This is a genomic window from Myxococcus sp. XM-1-1-1, from assembly GCF_020037095.1.
Lineage (GTDB): Bacteria > Myxococcota > Myxococcia > Myxococcales > Myxococcaceae > Myxococcus > Myxococcus fulvus.
Genome location: NZ_JAIQDH010000002.1, coordinates 264,445 through 282,316 on the forward strand (window position 1 = coordinate 264,445; position 17,872 = coordinate 282,316).

General features: G+C 70.8%; 14 protein-coding genes. 3 read left to right on the top strand and 11 right to left on the bottom strand.

From position 1 onward, the window contains the following. Nucleotides 1–21 precede the first annotated feature (21 nt). The gene (locus tag K8640_RS05170; protein WP_223746050.1) at nucleotides 22–1,776 is read right to left on the bottom strand and encodes a M14 family zinc carboxypeptidase; all 1,755 of its coding nucleotides are present in this window, start codon (nucleotides 1,774–1,776) and stop codon (nucleotides 22–24) included. A 31-nt stretch (nucleotides 1,777–1,807) separates the two neighbouring features. Then, a complete protein-coding gene (locus K8640_RS05175) occupies nucleotides 1,808–2,743 on the bottom strand; it encodes an MBL fold metallo-hydrolase (protein ID WP_223746051.1) in 936 nt (311 codons plus the stop codon). 193 nt (nucleotides 2,744–2,936) lie between these two features. Between K8640_RS05175 and K8640_RS05180 the strand changes: the two genes are divergently transcribed. Then, nucleotides 2,937–3,887 (top strand): alpha/beta fold hydrolase, encoded by a 951-nt coding sequence (locus K8640_RS05180; protein ID WP_223746052.1) that lies wholly within the window; start codon nucleotides 2,937–2,939, stop codon nucleotides 3,885–3,887. 12 nt (nucleotides 3,888–3,899) lie between these two features. Here the strand turns inward: K8640_RS05180 and K8640_RS05185 are convergent, their stop codons facing one another. Continuing rightward, on the bottom strand, nucleotides 3,900–4,844 hold the full coding sequence (locus K8640_RS05185; protein WP_223746053.1) for a hypothetical protein: 945 nt from the start codon (nucleotides 4,842–4,844) through the stop codon (nucleotides 3,900–3,902). 1,064 nt (nucleotides 4,845–5,908) lie between these two features. Further along, nucleotides 5,909–6,124 (bottom strand): hypothetical protein, encoded by a 216-nt coding sequence (locus K8640_RS05190; RefSeq protein WP_223746054.1) that lies wholly within the window; start codon nucleotides 6,122–6,124, stop codon nucleotides 5,909–5,911. A gap of 199 nt (nucleotides 6,125–6,323) precedes the next feature. Between K8640_RS05190 and K8640_RS05195 the strand changes: the two genes are divergently transcribed. Both K8640_RS05195 and K8640_RS05200 read left to right on the top strand, forming a co-directional pair. Further along, nucleotides 6,324–7,784 carry an ATP-binding protein gene (locus K8640_RS05195; RefSeq protein ID WP_223746055.1) on the top strand — a complete coding sequence of 487 codons (1,461 nt, stop codon included), beginning with the start codon at nucleotides 6,324–6,326 and terminating at the stop codon, nucleotides 7,782–7,784. Further along, the gene (locus K8640_RS05200; protein ID WP_223746056.1) at nucleotides 7,781–9,199 is read left to right on the top strand and encodes a sigma-54 dependent transcriptional regulator; all 1,419 of its coding nucleotides are present in this window, start codon (nucleotides 7,781–7,783) and stop codon (nucleotides 9,197–9,199) included. Before K8640_RS05195 ends, K8640_RS05200 begins: the two co-directional genes overlap by 4 nt. Nucleotides 9,200–9,212: 13 nt before the next feature. On the opposite strand, the gene K8640_RS05205 is transcribed toward K8640_RS05200, so the two are convergent. The 7 genes from K8640_RS05205 to thrA form a co-directional block, all read right to left on the bottom strand. Beyond that, complete coding sequence (locus K8640_RS05205; RefSeq protein ID WP_223746057.1) at nucleotides 9,213–10,061, bottom strand: MetQ/NlpA family ABC transporter substrate-binding protein; 849 nt, start codon at nucleotides 10,059–10,061, stop codon at nucleotides 9,213–9,215. Between the two features lie 67 nt (nucleotides 10,062–10,128). Further along, nucleotides 10,129–10,812 (bottom strand): methionine ABC transporter permease, encoded by a 684-nt coding sequence (locus tag K8640_RS05210; protein WP_223746058.1) that lies wholly within the window; start codon nucleotides 10,810–10,812, stop codon nucleotides 10,129–10,131. Further along, a complete protein-coding gene (locus K8640_RS05215; protein ID WP_223746059.1) occupies nucleotides 10,802–11,803 on the bottom strand; it encodes a methionine ABC transporter ATP-binding protein in 1,002 nt (333 codons plus the stop codon). Before K8640_RS05215 ends, K8640_RS05210 begins: the two co-directional genes overlap by 11 nt. Beyond that, complete coding sequence (cysK, locus tag K8640_RS05220) at nucleotides 11,800–12,768, bottom strand: cysteine synthase A (protein WP_223746060.1); 969 nt, start codon at nucleotides 12,766–12,768, stop codon at nucleotides 11,800–11,802. The genes K8640_RS05215 and cysK overlap by 4 nt, the downstream gene beginning before the upstream one ends. 258 nt (nucleotides 12,769–13,026) lie before the next feature. Continuing rightward, on the bottom strand, nucleotides 13,027–14,184 hold the full coding sequence (locus K8640_RS05225; RefSeq protein ID WP_223746061.1) for a PLP-dependent aspartate aminotransferase family protein: 1,158 nt from the start codon (nucleotides 14,182–14,184) through the stop codon (nucleotides 13,027–13,029). Beyond that, nucleotides 14,096–15,223, bottom strand: a complete 1,128-nt coding sequence (locus tag K8640_RS05230) for a PLP-dependent aspartate aminotransferase family protein (RefSeq protein ID WP_223746062.1) — start codon at nucleotides 15,221–15,223, stop codon at nucleotides 14,096–14,098. Before K8640_RS05230 ends, K8640_RS05225 begins: the two co-directional genes overlap by 89 nt. Before the next feature lie 31 nt (nucleotides 15,224–15,254). Next, nucleotides 15,255–17,756: a bifunctional aspartate kinase/homoserine dehydrogenase I gene (gene thrA / locus K8640_RS05235; protein WP_223746063.1), complete on the bottom strand. Its 2,502-nt coding sequence runs from the start codon at nucleotides 17,754–17,756 to the stop codon at nucleotides 15,255–15,257. Between the last annotated feature and the right edge of the window lie 116 nt (nucleotides 17,757–17,872).

A 17,872-nucleotide genomic window follows, 5' to 3' on the forward strand; every position in this document is an offset into this window, starting at 1 on the left:
TGCCTCCGGGGCCGTCGTGTCTCAGCGCGGGGCCGTTGGCGCGGCGGCGGTGCGCACCACGGGGTAGACGCGCAGCCGCGTGTCGCGGGCGGGGTGGCGCTCGTAGAAGAAGCGCAGCCGGGCGCGCGGGTCCTTGGCGAAGGCCGGGTCCTTGAGCTTCGCGTCCCACTCGGCCTTCACGGCGGCGTCCTTGGCCAGCAGCTCGCGGGCGAAGGGCTCCAGCACGTAGTCCTCGATGTATTCCTTCTGCTCGAAGTGGGGGTTGAAGAAGCCCCACGCGAGCAGTGAGTCGGAGCCCGAGGGCTCGAACAGGTGCGCCACCAGCTCCACGCCGGGCTGGGCACTGGGCACGTACAGCGAGCCCGCGGGGAGCTCGCGCGACTGCTTCTCCCACGCGCCCTTGACCGACAGCGTCTGGCGTCCCTCGTTGGACTGCGCGCCCCACTTCAGCTCGGTGGCGCGGAAGACCTCCACCTCGGTGGCGGGCGTGGGGCGCGTCAGGCGCTGGAAGGTGAGGCCGTGGGTGGTGAGCTTCTCGGCGACCCAGGCCGCGTGGGCGGGCGGCACCACGTACCCGCCCGCGGGCACGGCCACGGTGAGCGCGGGCTCCACGGTGTCGAAGTAGGGCACGTTCCACACCTGCGGCTTCGTGTCGTCGTAGCGAATCCACGTCTGGCCGGAGACCTCGGACGGCCCGCGCTCGTAGGCGTAGCCCTTGAATGGGAGGACGCGGCTCTTCTTCGTGCTCTTCCACGCGAGCACCACGTCGCGCACCTTGCCGGCCTGGGCCTCGGCGTCGGCGGCCTTCACGGCGGCGAGCAGCGTGGCGCCGTCCCGGGAGACCAGGCGCAACAGCCCCGCGACGACGTCCCGCGTGGCCTTCACGCGCACGGCGTAGGGCTTCCACGAGTGCGTCTCCACCAGCACGCCGAAGCGGTGGTGCGCGGCGGCGTAGGCGTGGCTGAAGCGCGGCGTGGGGACGCCGTAGGCGAAGCCGGAGGCCGGGTCGTCGTCCTCGAGGAAGGACGGGTAGAACTCGAGCGGCTGGTGGCCCTCCTTCTCCAGCTCCTGGAAGAGCTCCTCGCGCAGCTTCACGCCGAGGGCGCGCAGGGCCTGGGGCCCCGACTGCTGCGGCTCGATGCCGACGGAGACGTCGGGCTGGAACTTGGCGCCGTCGGTGACGTGCAGGTCCGCGTACACGAGCGCGTCCCACGTGTGGAGGTAGCGCAGCAGGGCCACCATCTCCGGGGCCTCGGCCTTGACGTAGTCGCGGTTGAGGTTGAGGTTGGACGCGGTGGCGCGCCAGCCCATCTCCTCGGGGCCCACCTGGTTGGGGCGGTGGTTGGGGGCGAAGCGCTCGTGGCCGTCCACGTTGAAGACGGGGACGAACACGGCGGTGACGCCCTTGAGCACGCCGGGCAGCGTCTTGCCGGACAGGATGTCGCGCAGCAGCGCGAAGCCCGCGTCCTTGCCGTCGATTTCGCCCGCGTGGATGCCGCCCTGGAAGAAGACGACGGGGCGGTTCTTCTTCGTGTTCGCGGCGGGGGTGAGGGCGCCGTCGGCGCTGGCGACGAGCGCGAGCATGGGCCTGCCCTCGGGCGTGGTGCCGAAGGTGTCGCAGCGCACCTTGCCGGGGTAGGCCTTGGGGAAGGCGCGGCAGAGCGCCTCCACCTCGGAGTAGCGGCCGGTGCGGACCCAGCCGCTCTGCTCGGACACGGTGGTGAGGGGTGGCGGCGCCTGGGTGAGCGCCAGGGACAGGGCGGTGGCGAGGAGCATGGGCTTTCCACAGCACAGGCTCCGGTGTGATTCAACCGGCGCGCACCGTGAGCGTTCCTCCCACCGGCAACACGTGCAGGTCCTCGCGCGGCCAGCCCCGGCGGTTCCACTCGGTGTCCAGGCGGCGGGGCGGCTCGTCGAGCGGCTCATCGGTGAGCTTGAAGGTGCCCCAGTGCATCGCGAGGAAGCGCTTCGCGCCGAGCGCGTCGTAGGCGCGCGCCGCGTCCTCGGGGTTCATGTGCTGGCGGCTCATGAACCACTCCGGGTCGTACGCGCCAATGGGCAACAGCGCGGCGTCGAGCCCGGGGAAGCGCTTGCCGATGTCGGCGAAGCCGTCGAACCAGGCGGTGTCTCCCGAGTGGTAGACGCGGGCCGTGGAGCCCTCCACGACGAAGCCGCCCCAGAGCATCTGGTTGGCGTCGTTGAGGCCGCGGCGGCTCCAGTGCTGGGCGGGGACGAAGTGCACGGTGACGGGGCCGACCTTCGTGGACTGCCACCAGTTGAGCTCGGTGACGCCCAGGCGCGTGCCCTTGAAGACGGGCGCATGGCCCAGGCCGGTGACGATGGGCGCGCCCACGTCGACGAGGGTGGGCAGGTCCAGGTGGTCGTAGTGGTTGTGGGAGACGAGGCTTGTGGCGATGGGCGGCAGCTGGTCGATGGGAACGCCGGGCGGGACGTTGCGGCGGATGACCACGTTGATGGCGTCGCGCAGCACGGGGTCGATGAGGAGCGACAGGCCGTCCAACTGGACGAGCCAGCTGGCGTGGCCCAGCCAGGTCAGCCGCGCGCCTTCACCGGGCGCGGGGGGCGTGCGGAGCAGGGCGAGGTCCGGCTCCACGCGAGGCACGGGGGCATGGTCGGGCGACTTGCGGCGACGGCCGGCGAGCTTGTCGGCGACTGCCCACTTGAAGACGGTGCCGAACGGCTGGGGGCCGCTGCCATCCAGGTTCTTGAAGCGCGTCGTCATTCGGAAGGAACTCCTCGGGAGCGGGCGCGGGTGGCGCCCCTGTTGGCTCTCATGCTCGCGGGCCGGTGGGGGCGCAAGGGGAATGACATGGGGGTGTTGCTCGGCAAGAGTGGGCGGGGCAGGGCGGCCGTGTCCGCGCGAGTCATCCAAGGCCTCGGCGCCGAGGCGGAAGCGAACCGAAGGAGGAGTCGACATGAGCGACATCACGCATCGCACGTTGGAGACGAACGGCATCCGGCTTCACGTCGCGGAGGCGGGGACGGGGCCGCTGGTGTTGCTGCTGCATGGGTGGCCGGAGTCCTGGTACTCGTGGCGGCACCAGCTCATCGCGCTCGCGGCGGCGGGGTATCACGCCGTGGCGCCCGACATCCGAGGCTATGGGCGCAGCGACAGGCCCGCGGCGGTCGAGGCGTACAGCATGAAGCAGCTGGTCGCCGACGCGGTGGGGCTGCTCGATGCGCTGGGCGAGGAGCGCGCGGTGGTGGTGGGGAACGACTGGGGCTCGGCGATGGCGTGGACGTGCGCGGCGCTGCATCCGGAGCGCTTCCGCGCGGTGGTCGGGATGAGCGTGCCGCACCTGGGCCGCACGCCGATGCCTCCGACGCAGCTCTTCCAGGGGGCGTTCGCGGGGAAGTGGTTCTACATCCTGTACTTCCAGGAGCCGGGCGTCGCGGAGGCGGAGCTGGAGGCAGACGTGCCCCGGACGATGCGCACGATCCTGGCGGGGGAGCCGGGCTTCGACCTGGGCGCGGGAGCGGTGCGTGCGAAGAAGCCTGGAGATGGCTTCCTCACGCCGCCGCCCGCGTCGTTGCCGGCGTGGCTCTCGGAGGAGGACGTCGCGTACTTCGCGGGGGAGTTCGAGCGGAGTGGTTTCCGAGGCGGCTTGAATCGCTATCGGAACATGGACCGGGACTGGGAGGAGCTGCCCGAGCTGGCGACGGCGCGAATCGAGCAGCCCGCGTTGTTCATCACGGGGGAGAAGGACCCGGGGCGCCTGTTGGCGCCGCTCGAGCCGATGAAGGCGCTGGTGCCGGGGTTGACGGAGGTGCGGGTCATCCCGGAGGCGGGGCACTGGGCGCCGCAGGAGCGACCCGCGGAGGTGAACGCGGCGCTGCTGTCGTTCCTGTCGAAGCTGCCTGGGTGACGAGGGCGCGGCTCAGCTGAAGACGGTGGACAGGTGGAGGGGGCCGGCGGGGACGCCGACGTCGCGGCCGACGGGGCTGTCGGAGGGCGTCTGCCAGGCGTTGGCCTCTGTCACCTTGGCGCCGGTGGCCTGGTTGGAGATGGACATCTTTCCCTGGTGGCCGGCGGGGCTGATTTGGCTGGTGTCGTAGCCGCTCCAGCCGGTGGCGGCGTGGCCGAAGGAGGCCTCGCCCCAGGTCTGTCCGTAGTTGGCGCTGGGGTTGGCGGTGCCGTCCTTGGAGACGCACCAGGCGACGCTGGTGTTGGTGTCGAAGGCGACGAGCTGGGATTGGCCGGGCTGGAGGGTGAAGGTCTTGGGCGTGCTCTTGTCGAAGTGCTGGCCGTCGTTGGGGCCGCCGTGCTCGCCGGTCTTGTTCCAGAGGGTGATGGTCTGGGGCTGGTTCGTGCTGTTGGTGAAGGTGTTGGTGTACTTGAACTGGTCCTTCTGGCCCGGGTCGATGAGCTGGATGTTGCTGTTGTAGGGCGCGCCGACGTTGTTCTTGGCGAGCCACGGCTGGTCGACGGGCGCGGGCACGGTGGAGCCGGCGGAGGGCGCGCCGAAACCGGGGCCCGCGTCGCTGGTGGGGTGGGTGCGCGGGGCTTCGGCGGTCTTGGCGGCGAGGCTGGGCGCGGAGGGCTTCTGGGCGGAGATGCTCGCGGGTGCGGGAGGTGCTTCACCGCCGAGGGACGCGGGGGCCTGGACACCGAGCGACTGGAGCTGTTGCGTGAGTCCGCCGAGGAGCTGGGACAGTTGGGCCTGGAGCTTCGCGAGGTCGCCCTGCTCGAAGGAGTCGGCCTGGAGCTTGCGCTGGACGTCATTGCCGGCGCGGGGCGTCGGAGTGGACTGGGGGAGGGAGGAGGTGGGCTCGAGGCAGGACGTGCGCGGGAGGGGCGAGCGGTTCTGGATGGCGATGGACATGTCGGCCTCGGGGGAGTGGGGCGGGCGCTGCGTTGCGCGACCTGTGGGGGGATTGAGCAGGAGCTGTGCCACTCAGGAGCGCGCGGGGCGGGGCGTTACCTCCCGTGGGAAATCAGTGGTTTGGGATGCTCGTGCACCGTGCTGAGTGAGCACGGTGCGATGACGACGGGCATCACCTGATGACTCGGGTCACCAGTCGGGGTGACAGACCCAGGGGCTGGAGGGACGACGCTGGAAGCAGCGGTAGCCCTCGTCACAGGTGTTGGGGCCCTTGGGGTCGCAAGGCTGTTTGCAGGACCAGCCGTCGCAGACCTGGGCGTCGGGGCAGGGAGGGAAGCGGTCGCCGCAGCGCTGCTCACACTCGGACCAGATGCGGTCCGGCTGCTGTGGCGCTTGGATGACTCGACAGGTTTGTCCGTGAGGGCATGGGGTGGTCTGGCACTGAGGTCCCGAGACGTGAGCACAAGCGGAGGCTCCTTCTTCGTGCCGGATGCAGTGCTGCCCTTCGGGGCAGGTGATCTGCTCGCATGAAGGGAGACAGACGGGGACAGGGGGCGTGTCCGCGCAGAAGAAGCCTGAGCCGCAGTCGTTGGGAGAGGTGGGCGCGCAGGGACGTCCGCAGAAGCCGGTTCGGCCGCCGCAGGTCAGGCCACGGGCACAGGCCTCTTCGAGCGTGGCTGGGACCTTGACGCAGGGTTCGCCTTCGCCGCGGAGGCCGATGGGGAGACAGTGCCGGACGAAGGGCCCATCGCCCTCCGTTGCGAGGAGCTGGCAGATCTGTCCGTCTGGACATTGCGAATCCGCGAGGCACTGGCTGTCGGCGCAGTACTGGGCATGCGCGCGCGCATCCATGAGGCAGCCGAGGGGGGGCACGCAGCCGGAACTGTCCCGGCAGTTGCGGTGGTAGGTCCTGAGCTGACCGCGAACCTCCTCGGAGAGGATTGGGCTGACCTGACGACCGTGAATCGATTCCGTGCGTTCGGTGCGCAGTGCGCTCGCGAAGAGAAGGACGAGCGGCAGGGGAAGCAGCAGCGCGGCTATCAGGCCTGCGAAAGAGCGCCAGTTCATTCGGGCTCACCACAGTGCTGGATGCACTCGGGGTCGTCCGGTGCCTTGCCGCCGCAATACAGCTCACGTTCCTTGCTGGTGCACCGCGTGGGGATGTTCTCCAGCGAGTCCCTGTGTGCAGCCCGGTCCACGAGCCCGTCACGCCGATGCACCTCGGGACAGCCCAGCAGGGCGCAGGACAGCGCACAGACCCGGATGGTCGGCCACGTCATCGCTGTGCCCCCCGGCGCAGGAAACGACAACGTGGATTCTATCCCAGGTGGTCCGTCCGGGAGCTGACCTCAAGGGTGGGATGCCTCAGACTGTGCACGCGCCGACAGGGAGAATCTCTCCGCGAGAGCGCCCGCATGCTCGACGCCCCTCTACCTGCATCCCGCCCACACGGCCCCGCTCTCCCTTATATAGAGCGCGATGCTTCCGACCTCCGGCTCCACGACTCGCAAGCTGCTGCTCGCCTTCGGTGCGTTGGTGGCGCTGTTCACCGCGGCCTCGGGCTTCGCGCTCGCCCGGCTGGCGGACATCCACGATGGCTCCCACGAGCTGCGCGAGGCCGGCGGCCGTGTCCGCGAAGCCCTCGAGCTCGCCACCGCCGTCCGCGACCAGTACGCCCACCTGGCCCACACCATCATCCTCGGCAACGCCAGCCACGTTCACTTCCACGAGGAGTCGCGCGCCCGCGTCGAGGAGCTCACCCGCCGGCTCCGCGAGCAGGCTCAGGACGCCGAGGAGCGCGCCTGGGTGGCGGACATCCAGGAGAACGGTGACGCGCTGGACCGCCTCTACCGGGAGACCCTCCTCCCCGCCGTCCTCGCCAAGGACCACGCCACCGTCACCTCCGCCCACGGTCGAGCACTCGAGCGCGTCTCCCTCATCCAGGCTCGCGCCGAGGCCCTCGCCCGTCGCTTCGACACCTCCATCGGCTCGTTCGAGGAGCACGTCGCCGCCGTCGAGCACACCAGCTTCCGCTGGGCCCTGCTCCTGCTCGGTGGCGCCACCCTCTTCGCCGTCGGCGTGGGCATCTACATCGGCAACTCCGTCGCCCGCCCCGTCGCGCGTCTCTCCGAGGGCGCCGCTCGGCTCGCCGAAGGCAACCTCGACACCCGCATCCCCGAGGACGACCCCGGAGAGCTCGGCCGACTCGCCGCGCAGTTCAACCGCATGACCGAGGCCCTCCGCACCCATCAGGCCCAGCTCGTCCAACACGAGAAGCTCGCCAGCGTGGGCCGACTCGCCGCGGGCGTCGCCCACGAAATCAACAACCCGCTCGGCGTCATCCTCGGCTATGTGCGCATCCTCCAGCGCAAGGCGGAGGGCGCCCTCGCGGAGGACCTGAAAGTGGTGGAGGAGGAGGCGGTGCGCTGTCAGCAGATTGTCGAGGGACTGCTCGACCTGTCCCGGCCGGGCCAGGGCCCCGTGGAGCAGCTCCCCCTGCGGGAGACGTGCGAGGACGTGGTGGCCCGGCTGCGTGAGGCCGAGCGACTCGGCCAGGTCCAGGTGCGCGTGGCGGGCGCGGCGAATGTCTGGGCCCAGCCCTCGCGCCTGCGTCAGGTGCTCCTCAACCTCGTGAAGAACGCCGCCGAGGCCGCTGGAAACGGCGGCACCGTCGAGGTCCACATCGCGCCCTCCCAGGACGGCGGCGCCACCGTGGCCGTCTCCGACTCCGGCCCGGGCGTGAAGCCCGAGGACCGACGTCGCCTCTTCGAACCCTTCTTCACCACCAAGTCCACGGGCACCGGACTGGGCCTCGCCGTGAGCCAGGCCATCGCCGAGGCCCACGGCGGCCGCATCGAGGCCGACACCGGTCCTCTCGGCGGCGCACGTTTCACACTCCGCCTGCCCCCCGTGTCCGCGGAGCGGGAGGCCATGTCATGAGCTCCTCCAACAAGCCCACCGTCCTCGTCGTCGACGACAAGGAGAACATGCGCAAGCTGTTCTCGCGCATGCTCGGAGACGCCTACGCCGTGACGGAGGCCGCGGATGGAGAGCAGGCCCTCGCCTGCCTCGCCTCGCGCGACTTCGACGTGGTGGTCACCGACATCCAGATGCCGGGCGCGGATGGCTTCGCCGTGCTGCGCGAGGTGAAGCGCCGCGCCCCCGAGACAGAGGTCCTCCTCGTCACCGCCTTCGCGAGCATCCCGAAGGCCGTCGAGGCCATCAAGGAGGGCGCCTACGACTACCTCTCCAAGCCCTTCGACCCGGACGAGGTCGCGCTCGTCGTGGCCCGCGCGCTGGAGAAGCGCCGCCAGGGCCGCGAGGTCTCGTCCCTGAAGGCACGCCTCGCGGTGGCCCCTGGCCTCCACGGCATGCTCGGCGAGAGCCCCGCGATGCGCGCGCTGCACGGCCTCTTGTCCCAGGTGGCCGCCAGGGACCTCACCGTGCTCCTCACGGGAGAGACCGGCACGGGCAAGGAGCTCGCCGCGCGCGCCGTGCATCGCGAGAGCCCCCGTGCCTCCAAGCCCTTCGTCGCGGTGAACTGTGGCGCGTTGCCCGCGGAGCTCGTGGAGAGCGAGCTCTTCGGCCACGCCAAGGGCGCGTTCACCGGCGCCACGGTGGCCAAGCCCGGCCTCTTCGAGGAGGCCCACGGCGGCACGCTCTTCCTCGACGAGATTGGAGACCTGCCGCTGCCGGTGCAGGTGAAGCTCAACCGCGCGCTCCAGGAGCGGGAGGTCCGCCGCGTGGGCACCACCACGCCGGTGAAGGTGGACGTGCGCGTCGTCGCCGCCACGCATCGCGACCTGTCCGCCGAGGTGTCCGCGGGCCGCTTCCGCGAGGACCTCTACTACCGCCTCAACGTGGTGACGGTGCGACTGCCCTCGCTGCGAGAGCGACGCGAGGACATCCCGCTGCTCGCGATGCACTTCCTCTCCCGCGCCGGGAGGCCCGAGGTGGACAGCTTCACGCCCGAGGCGCTGCGCGCGCTCTCCACCTACGAGTGGCCCGGGAACGTGCGTCAGCTCGAGAACGCCGTGGCGCGCGCGGTGGCCGTGGCGCAGGGTACGCGAATCACTCCCGAGGAGCTTCCACCGGAAGTGCTGACAACACCCCGCGCCGCCAGCACCTCCCCAGGTGTCCGCGCCGCGACCGAGTCCCTCGCGAAGCTGCCCTACCGCGAAGCCGTGGACGGCGCGCGTGACACCGTCTCGCGCGAGTACCTCACTGCGCTGATGCAGGAGTTCGGAGGCAACGTCACCCACGCCGCCGAGCGCGCCGGCATGGAGCGCGAGAGCCTCCACCGGCTGCTCAAGCGCTACGGCGTGCGCTCCGACGACTTCAAGCGCACGGAGTAGCTCGCTCGTCCCCTCAGAACGCCGGCACCACCGCGCCGCCGTAGTTCGCCTCGATGAACCGCCGCACCTCCTGGGACTGCAAGGCCTTGAGCAGCGTGCGGACCTCGGGGCGACCCTCGTCACCCTTCCGCACGACGAGCACGTTGGCGTACGGGTTGCGCGTGGCGGACTCACGGGCCAGCACCTTCGCGTCCAGGTTCAGGTGCTTCTGCGCCTCCAGGAAGTAGTTGCCGTTGATGACGGCGGCGGCCACGTCCTGCAGCGTGCGCGGCTGCTGCTCCGCGTCGATCTCCCTCAACTCCAGCTTGCGAGGATTGCCCACCACGTCCTGCAACGTCGCGCCGGCGCCCGCTCCCTCGCGCAGCCGCAACAGCCCCTGGTCCGCCAGCAGGTGCAGCGCGCGGGACGCGTTGCTCGGGTCGGCGGGAATCGTCACCTGCGCGCCCTCGGGCAGCTCCGCGAGCTGACGGAACTTCGTCGAGTACAGCGCCAGCGGCTCCAGGTGCACCGAGCCCGCGCTGCGCAAGGACAGCTTCCGGTCCTCGGCGAAGCGCTCCAGGTAGGGCACGTGCTGGAAGTAGTTCGCGTCGAGCTGCTGGTCCGCCAGCGCGATGTTCGGCTGCACGTAGTCGGTGAACTCCACCACCTCCACGCGCACGCCGTCGCGCAGGGCCACGGGCACCGCCGCGCGGAGAATCTCCCCGTGGGGCACCGGGTTGACGCCGACCTTCAGCGTGGGAATGCCAGGGGCCTCGCCGGTGGCGGGGGCTTCCGACTTCTTGCAGCCCGTCCCCACCAGCAACGCGGCGGAGACGGCCGCGAAGGCCAGGGGGATGAGCAGGAATGACGCGGGTGGCTTCATGGGGTGGGGGTTCCGCATGTCCGAAGGGGAGAGGGGCGCGGGCCAACAACAGACCCGCGCGGAAATTTCACTCGAGTGCGCGGCTGGGACGCTGCGTGGTGTGGTCGAAGCGGGACGCCAGGCCGTCACCGAGCCACTGGACGAGCTGCACCAGCGCCAGCAACACGGCGAGGCAGCCCAACATGACGTCGGTGCGGAAGCGCATGTAGCCGTACTTCACCGCCAGGTCTCCCAGCCCACCTCCGCTCACTGCGCCCGCCATGGCGCTGTAGCCGAGCAGGCTGATAACCACGAGCGCGATGCCGCGCACGAGAGACGGCAGGGCCTCCGGCAACAGCACCCGGAAGATGACCCGCCGGTGCGTGGAGCCCATCGCGATGGCGGCCTCCACCAGCCCTCCATCCACCTCGCGCAGGCCCTGCTCCACCACCCGCCCCATGAAGGGAATCGCCGCGACCACCAGCGGGACGATGGCCGCCGTGGTGCCGATGGTCGTCCCCACCAGCAACCGCGTCAGCGGGACGATGGCCACCATCAAGATGATGAACGGCACCGAGCGCCCCACGTTGACCAACGTGCCCAGCACGCGGTTCAGCGCCGGCCGTTCCCACAGTCCGCCCCGGTCCGTGAGCACCAACAGCACTCCCAGCGGCAGCCCCAGCACCACCACCAGCACGGTGGCCACCGATGTCATGTAGAGCGTCTCGAGGGTCGCCACCCACAGCGCCCGCGCCAGCTGCTCACCAGGCATGGGTCGCCTCCTCGGACGTCAGGCCCTGCTCACGCAGGAACGCCAGCGCCTGGCTCACCGCGTCCGGCGCGCCGGTGAGCTCGAACAACAGCCGGCCCACGCGCGCTTCACCCACGCGCTCCAGCGAGCCCTCCAACAGGTGCGCGTCCACGTCGAACCGCCGCGCCAGCGTGGACAGGATGGGCCGCGTCGAGTGCTCACCCGACAAGGACAGCGACACCCGCTGTCCCCCTCGCAGCACCGAGGCCTCGCCCGTGGCGAACGGCGGATAGCACAGCTCATGCAGATGCGTGCCCGGCCGCGACAGGAGCTCCACCACCTTGCCCTGCTCCACCAGCCGGCCCTGCTCCAGCACCGCCACCGAGTCGCAGATGGCCTTCACCACCTCCATCTGGTGCGTGATGAGCAGGATGGTGAGCCCCAGCTGGCGATTGAGGTCCTTCAGCAGTGACAGCACCGAGCGCGTCGTCTCCGGGTCCAGCGACGACGTCGCCTCGTCCGACAGCAGGATGCGCGGACGCGGCGCCAGCGCCCGCGCGATTCCCACCCGCTGCTTCTGCCCGCCCGACAGCCGCGAGGGATACACGTCCGCCTTGTCCGACAGCCCCACCAGCGAGAGCAGCTCCGCGACCCGCTCGCGAATCTGCTCGCGCGGCAGGCCCGCCACCTCCAGCGGGTAGGCGACGTTCTGCGCCACCGTCTGCGAGGAGAACAGGTTGAAGTGCTGGAAGATCATCCCGATGCCCTGCCGCGCCTGGCGCAGCTCATCGGGACTCAGCGACAGCATCTCCTTCCCGTTCACCCGCACGCGCCCCTGGGTGGGACGCTCCAGCAGGTTGACGCAGCGGATGAGCGTGGACTTGCCGGCGCCGCTCTGTCCGAGCACGCCGAACACCTCGCCCGGGTCCACCCGCAGCGTCACGTCCTGGAGCGCAGACACCTCGCGCCCGCCCTGCCTGTACACCTTGCTGATACCGCGCAACTCAATCATCCAGCGACTCCCTGCGGTGTCTTCGCCAGCTCCTCGGCGAAGGCCGCGAACAAGCTCCAGTAACGCTCACCGGTGTCCGGCAGCACCGTGAGCACCGTCTTGCCGGGCCCCAGTCGGCGCGCCACCTGACGGGCCGCGTGCAGCGCCGCGCCGCTGGAGATACCGACGAGCAGTCCCTCCTTGCGCACCAGGTCCTTCGCGGCCACGTACGCATCCACGTCCGCCACGTCGATGACCTCGTCGTACACGGCGCGGTCCAGCACCTCCGGGACGAAGTTGGCGCCGATGCCCTGGATGCGGTGCGGCCCCGCCTTGCCCTCGGTGAGCAGCGGCGAGCGCAGCGGCTCCACCGCGATGACCTGGAGCCGCGGGTTGGCCTTCTTCAACACACCGCCCGCGCCGGTGATGGTGCCGCCCGTGCCGATGCCCGCCACGAAGGCGTCCAGCTTCGTCACGTCCAGATCGCCCAGGATTTCCTTCGCCGTGGTGCGGCGGTGGATCTCCGGGTTGGACGGGTTGCGGAACTGCTGCGGCATGAAGCCCTTGTCGCCCAACTGATTGAGCAGCTCGTCGGCCGCCTCGACGGCGCCGTTCATGCCCTTGGCCGCGGGGGTGAGCACCAGCTCCGCGCCATACGCCTCCAGGATGCGCCGGCGCTCCACGCTCATGCTCTCCGGCATGGTGAGGATGATGCGGTAGCCCTTCACCGCGGCGACCATCGCGAGCGCCACGCCGGTGTTGCCGCTGGTGGGCTCGACAATCGTCATGCCCGGACGCAGCCGGCCGTGGTTCTCCGCGTCCTCGAGCATGGCCAGGCCGATGCGGTCCTTCACGCTGCCGCCCGGGTTGAAGAACTCGACCTTGGCCAGCAGCGTGGCCTCTTCCGGCGTGCCGATGCGCGACAGGCGGACGATGGGCGTGCGGCCGATGAGCTGCGTCACGTCGGGGTAGATGTTGTGGGGCATCCGGTCTCTCGGTGGGAAGGGCCGGGACCTCGATGCAGCGCCCCGGCGTGTGGGGAAAAAGAGAACGGCCCGTCTCCAGGTGCTGGGGACGGGCCGGACACGCCTGTGCGCGAAGGACGCTCAGTACGCTCGAACGGACGGACCCGTCGTGACGCGACAACACATGCCGCGACAACAGGTTCCGGACGTGGCGACGAAGACGAGCATCGAGCTCCAGACGTAATCAATCCGTCCCGCACTGTCAATCCGACCGCCTCCTCAAGCGGCCTCACGGAAGGCTCGGCCCAGCGCGTTCGCCAGGTCCGCCTGGAGGTCTTCCACGTCCTCCAGACCCACGGAGAAGCGGATGAGCGCGTCGGTGATTCCCCGACGCTCGCGCTCGGCGGCGGGCACGGAGGCATGCGAGTGCCTCGCCGGCACCGTGAGGATGCTCTCCACCGCGCCCAGAGACACGCCGAGCAGCGGCAGCTTGAGCGCCTCCACGAAGCTCGACGTCATCGCGTCGCTCGCCAGCCGGAACGACACCACCGCGCCGATGCCCGGATAGTAGACCCGCTCGATTTCATGACGGCCGGCGAGCCAGCGAGCCAACGCCGCGGCCGTCCGCACCTGTCGCTCCATGCGGACCTGGAGCGTCTTGATGCCGCGCTGGAGCAGGAAGCAGTCCTGGGGGCCGAGCACCGCGCCCACCGCGTTCTGGAGGAAGTAGACCTCCTTCGCCAGCTCCGGCGTGCGCACCGCCACCGTGCCCGCGATGACGTCGCTGTGTCCGCTCAGGAACTTGGTGGCCGAGTGCACGACGATGTCCGCGCCCTCGGTGAGCGGCCGCGACAGGTAGGGCGACAGGAACGTGTTGTCCACGATGAGCAGCGCGCCGTACGTGCGCGCGAGCGCGGACATGGCCTTGACGTCGGTGCGCCTGAGGAACGGGTTGCTCACCGTCTCCACCAAGAGGCCCTTCGTCTCGGGACGGAACGCGGCGCGCACGGCCTCCGGGTCGCTCGTGTCCACGAACGTGGCCTTCAGCCCGAAGCGACTGAACACCCGGGTGAGCACCCGATAGGTGCCGCCGTAACAGTCATCGGTGACGACCAGGTGGTCGCCCGCGCTGAAGAGCATCAGCACGGTGGACAGCGCGGCCATGCCGGAGCCGAAGGCGAACGCCCCCGCGCCCTCGTCGAGCGTCGCGAGCACGCCCTCCAGCGCCTTGCGCGTCGGGTTTCCCGAGCGCGCGTAGTCGAACTCGCCGGGCGTCTCCAGGCCCGGCTGGTCGAACATGGACACCTGGTAGATGGGCACCGCCGCGGCGCCCGTCACCGGGTCCACTTCATGGCCGGTGTGCAGCAGGCGCGTGGCGAACGTCTTCGGAGCGGGAGTGCCCGTCGAGCGCCTGGGCCAGGTCGGAGATGATGTCATGGCAGTCCTCGATACCCACGGAGAGGCGAAGCAGTCGGTCAGTGATGCCAAGCTGTTCCCGGCGCGCGACGGGGATGTCCGCGTGGGTCTGCGTGGCGGGGAAGGTGATGAGCGTCTCGACGCCGCCGAGCGACTCGGCGAAGAGGCACAGGCGCACGCCGGCGAGCACCTGGGGAACGAGGGCCGCGTCCTTCACGCTGAAGGACAGCATGCCGCCCTGGCCCGGGTAGTGGACGCGCTCCACCTTGGGATGGCTGGAGAGGAACGTGGCCACCTCGCGCGCGTTGGACTGGTGGCGCTCCATGCGCAGCGCGAGCGTCTTGAGGCCGCGGATGACCAGGTACGCGTCCTGTGGCCCCAGGATGGCGCCGATGCCGTTCTGGAGGTACGCGAGCTTCTCGCCCAGCGCCGCGTCGCGGACCACGAGCGCTCCGGCGACGACGTCGTTGTGTCCCGCCAGGTACTTGGTGGCCGAGTGCACGACGAGGTCCGCGCCCAGCTCCAGCGGACGCTGGAGGTACGGGGTGAGGAAGGTGTTGTCGACGATGAGCAGCACGCCCGCCTCGCGCGTGAGCGCCACCAGCGCGGGCAGGTCCGCCGACTTCATCAGCGGGTTGGTGGGCGTCTCCACCACCACGGCCCGGGTGTTGGGGCGCAGCGCCGCGCGCACGGCCTCTGGCTTCGTCGTGTCCACGAAGGTGTGGGGCAGGTGGAGCAGCCGGTCCACGAGGCGGAACGTGCCGCCGTAGAGGTCCTCGGTGAGGACCACGTGGTCCTCGGGGCCGAAGAGGCTGAGCGCGGCGTGCAGCGCGGCCATGCCGGACGCGAAGGCGAGCCCCCGGGCGCCGCCCTCGAGCTGCGCGAGCGCGTCCTCCAGCGCGGCGCGGGTGGGGTTCTTCGTGCGCGAGTAGTCGTAGCCGGTGGACTGGCCGAGCGCGGGGTGCTGGTAGGTGGCGGAGTGGTAGACGGGGACGGCGATGGCGCCGGTGGCCGGGTCGCGGCGGGTGCCGGCGTGGACGAGGGCGGTGGCGAGCTTCATGGTCGTGATTCCTTTCGGAGCCGAGGGTGCTTCATCGACCGCGCAGCGTCTGGGAGACGCGGAGGATGTCGGCCAGGACACCGGAGGCCGTCACGGCGCCCCCCGCGCCCGCGCCGCGCACGGTGAGCGGGAACTCGCTGTGCCGCGTGGTGGTGAAGGACACGAAGGACTCGGAGCCGCGCAGGTCCGCGGCGGGCTGGCCCGCCTCCACGGGCGCGAGCCCCACGCGGATGACGGGGGTGTCGGTGCCCAGCCGCGTCGGGTCGATGCGGGCCAGGTAGCGCAGCACGGTGCCGCCCTGGCGGGCGTGCTCCACCTTCCGGGTGTACTCGGCGTCGAGCGCGCGGAGGCTTCGCAGGTAGGACTCTGCGGTGTCGCCCGCGTCGGCGGGCTCGGGGACGAAGGGCTCCAGCGCGACGTCGGAGAGGGACAGGGGCAGGCCCAGCTCGCGGGCGAGGATGAGCGCCTTGCGCGCGACGTCGGCGCCGGACAGGTCCTCGCGCGGGTCGGGCTCGGTGAAGCCGCGCTCCTTGGCCGTGCGCACGGCGGTGGACAGCGGCACGCCCGCCATCAGCTCGTTGCAGATGAAGCCCAGCGTGCCGGAGAGGGACGCGGTGATGAGTCGCACGGTGTCGCCGGTGCGCACCAGGTTGGCGAGCGTGTCGATGACGGGGAGGCTGGAGGCCACCGTCGTCTCGTAGTGGTAGGCCACGTGGTGACGACGGGCCTCGGCGAGCAGCGCCTCGCGCTCGTTCCACGGCAGGGCGAGCGGCTTCTTGTTCGCGGCGACCACGTGGATGCCCCGACGGAACGCCTCGGTATAGAGCGAGGCGACGTCACCGTTGGCGGTGCAGTCGACGAGGATGGGCACGGGCAGCCGGCGCAGCTCGTCGAGCAGCGGCGGCAGGGCGCGCGTGCCGGACTCACCGCGGACGACGCGCGCGAGCTGCTCCTCGAGTCCCTCCAACGGCAGGCCGGCCGGGTTGAACAGGCTGCGCCGGCTGTCGGCGATGCCCACCACGCGCAGGGCGATGCCGTGGCGCTCGCGCAGCAGCGCCTCCTGGCTGCGCAGCTGGGTGAGGAGCTGTCCGCCCACGGTGCCCTTGCCGAGCAGGAAGAGGCTGACCTGCTGGTGGGCGAGGTTGAAGGCCGCGTGCGTGGTGCGCACGGCGATGGCGGTGTCCGCCGCGTCCACCACGCAGGAGATGGAGCGGGAGCTGGCGCCCTGGGCGCTGGCGCGAACGCCGACGCCCACCGCGCCCAGCGCGCTGAAGAAGCGGCCGGCGACGTTGACGCCGTGGCCCATCGCCTCGGCCACGAGGGTGACGAGCGTCACGGGCTGACGGATGCCGAGCGGCTCGACCTCGCGGCGGGCGAGCTCCTGGGCCAGCTCCCTTTCCAGCGCGGTCCTGGCGCGCTCGGTGTCGGGGCGGGGGATGACCACGGCGATGGACTGGCCGTTGGCGGATTGGGCCGTCATCCACACGGTGACGCGGGCCGAGCGCAGCGCCGCGAGGACGCGCTCGCCCAGCTGGAACTGGTCGGAGAGCTTGCGCACCTCGATGCCGAGCAGGGCCAGGTCCTCGCGGGTGGCGATGCAGGTGGGGCGCTGGACGTCGCTCGAGCCGACGGCGTCGATGAGCGTGCCCGGGTGCTCCGGGTGCATGGTGTTGCGGATGCGCAGGGAGATGCCGGACTCGATGAGCGGAATCATCGTGCGCGGGTGCAGCATGCGCACGCCGACGGCGGCCAGCTCCAGGCCCTCGCCGTGGGAGAGGTGCGGGACGGGGTAGGCGTCGCTCACCAGGTCCGGGTCCGCGGTGTGCAGTCCGAGCACGTCGGTCCACACGGTGACCTCGGTGGCGCCCAGGCCCTGCGCGACGAGGGCGGCGGTGTAGTCGGAGCCGTTGCGGCCGAGCGTGGTGGTGCGGCCGTCGGGCGTCGACGCGATGAAGCCGGGGATGACGGGCACGGTGGTGCCCCACTCGGCGCTGCTCGACTGGAGCCGCTCGCGAGTGCGAGGCACGTCCACGCGCGCGGTGCCGAAGGCGTCGTCGGTGACGAGCAGGTGACGCGCGTCGCGGAAGCGGGCCTGGGTGCCGGAGGCGTCGAGCAGCTCGGCGAGGAGCGTGGCGGAGACCAGCTCACCGAAGGAGAGCACCTTGTCCTTGGACGCGGGGGAACACTCGCGGGTGAGCGAGAGTCCATGGAGGAGCCGTTGCAGGGGCGCGAGGAGCTGGTCGACGCGCGCGGCGAGCGTGGCGGACTGCGCGGGGTGGAGCGCGGCGGCGTTCGTCTTGGCGAGGTGGGCGATGCGGCCCACCACCGTGAGCGCGCCCTCCAGCTCGCCCCGGGTGGCGAGGTCCGCGGCCTCGAGCAGCCAGTCGGTGGTGTCGCCCATGGCGGACACGACGACGGCGAGCGGGCCCGTGCGTGCGTGTTGTCCAATCAACTCGATGACCTGACGCAGTCGGCGCGGGGAGCCCACGGAGGAGCCTCCGAACTTCATCACCCGATAGGAATTGCTGCTCATCTGCGAACCTCGAACGAGGGCCTGCGGCCCTGAAGACATGGAGGCGCACGTCCGCGACGCCGACGCACACGTCGAGCGAGCGCGGCGCTGGATCGCCGACGGAAGAAATGAAGGGA

Coding starts and splice junctions, on each gene's coding strand:
- K8640_RS05170 (WP_223746050.1), bottom strand. CDS start 1,776: ATGCTCCTCGCCACCGCCCTGTCCCTGGCGCTCACCCAGGCGCCGCCA.
- K8640_RS05175 (WP_223746051.1), bottom strand. CDS start 2,743: ATGACGACGCGCTTCAAGAACCTGGATGGCAGCGGCCCCCAGCCGTTC.
- K8640_RS05180 (WP_223746052.1), top strand. CDS start 2,937: ATGAGCGACATCACGCATCGCACGTTGGAGACGAACGGCATCCGGCTT.
- K8640_RS05185 (WP_223746053.1), bottom strand. CDS start 4,844: ATGTCCATCGCCATCCAGAACCGCTCGCCCCTCCCGCGCACGTCCTGC.
- K8640_RS05190 (WP_223746054.1), bottom strand. CDS start 6,124: ATGACGTGGCCGACCATCCGGGTCTGTGCGCTGTCCTGCGCCCTGCTG.
- K8640_RS05195 (WP_223746055.1), top strand. CDS start 6,324: ATGCTTCCGACCTCCGGCTCCACGACTCGCAAGCTGCTGCTCGCCTTC.
- K8640_RS05200 (WP_223746056.1), top strand. CDS start 7,781: ATGAGCTCCTCCAACAAGCCCACCGTCCTCGTCGTCGACGACAAGGAG.
- K8640_RS05205 (WP_223746057.1), bottom strand. CDS start 10,061: ATGAAGCCACCCGCGTCATTCCTGCTCATCCCCCTGGCCTTCGCGGCC.
- K8640_RS05210 (WP_223746058.1), bottom strand. CDS start 10,812: ATGCCTGGTGAGCAGCTGGCGCGGGCGCTGTGGGTGGCGACCCTCGAG.
- K8640_RS05215 (WP_223746059.1), bottom strand. CDS start 11,803: ATGATTGAGTTGCGCGGTATCAGCAAGGTGTACAGGCAGGGCGGGCGC.
- cysK (WP_223746060.1), bottom strand. CDS start 12,768: ATGCCCCACAACATCTACCCCGACGTGACGCAGCTCATCGGCCGCACG.
- K8640_RS05225 (WP_223746061.1), bottom strand. CDS start 14,184: ATGACATCATCTCCGACCTGGCCCAGGCGCTCGACGGGCACTCCCGCT.
- K8640_RS05230 (WP_223746062.1), bottom strand. CDS start 15,223: ATGAAGCTCGCCACCGCCCTCGTCCACGCCGGCACCCGCCGCGACCCG.
- thrA (WP_223746063.1), bottom strand. CDS start 17,756: ATGAGCAGCAATTCCTATCGGGTGATGAAGTTCGGAGGCTCCTCCGTG.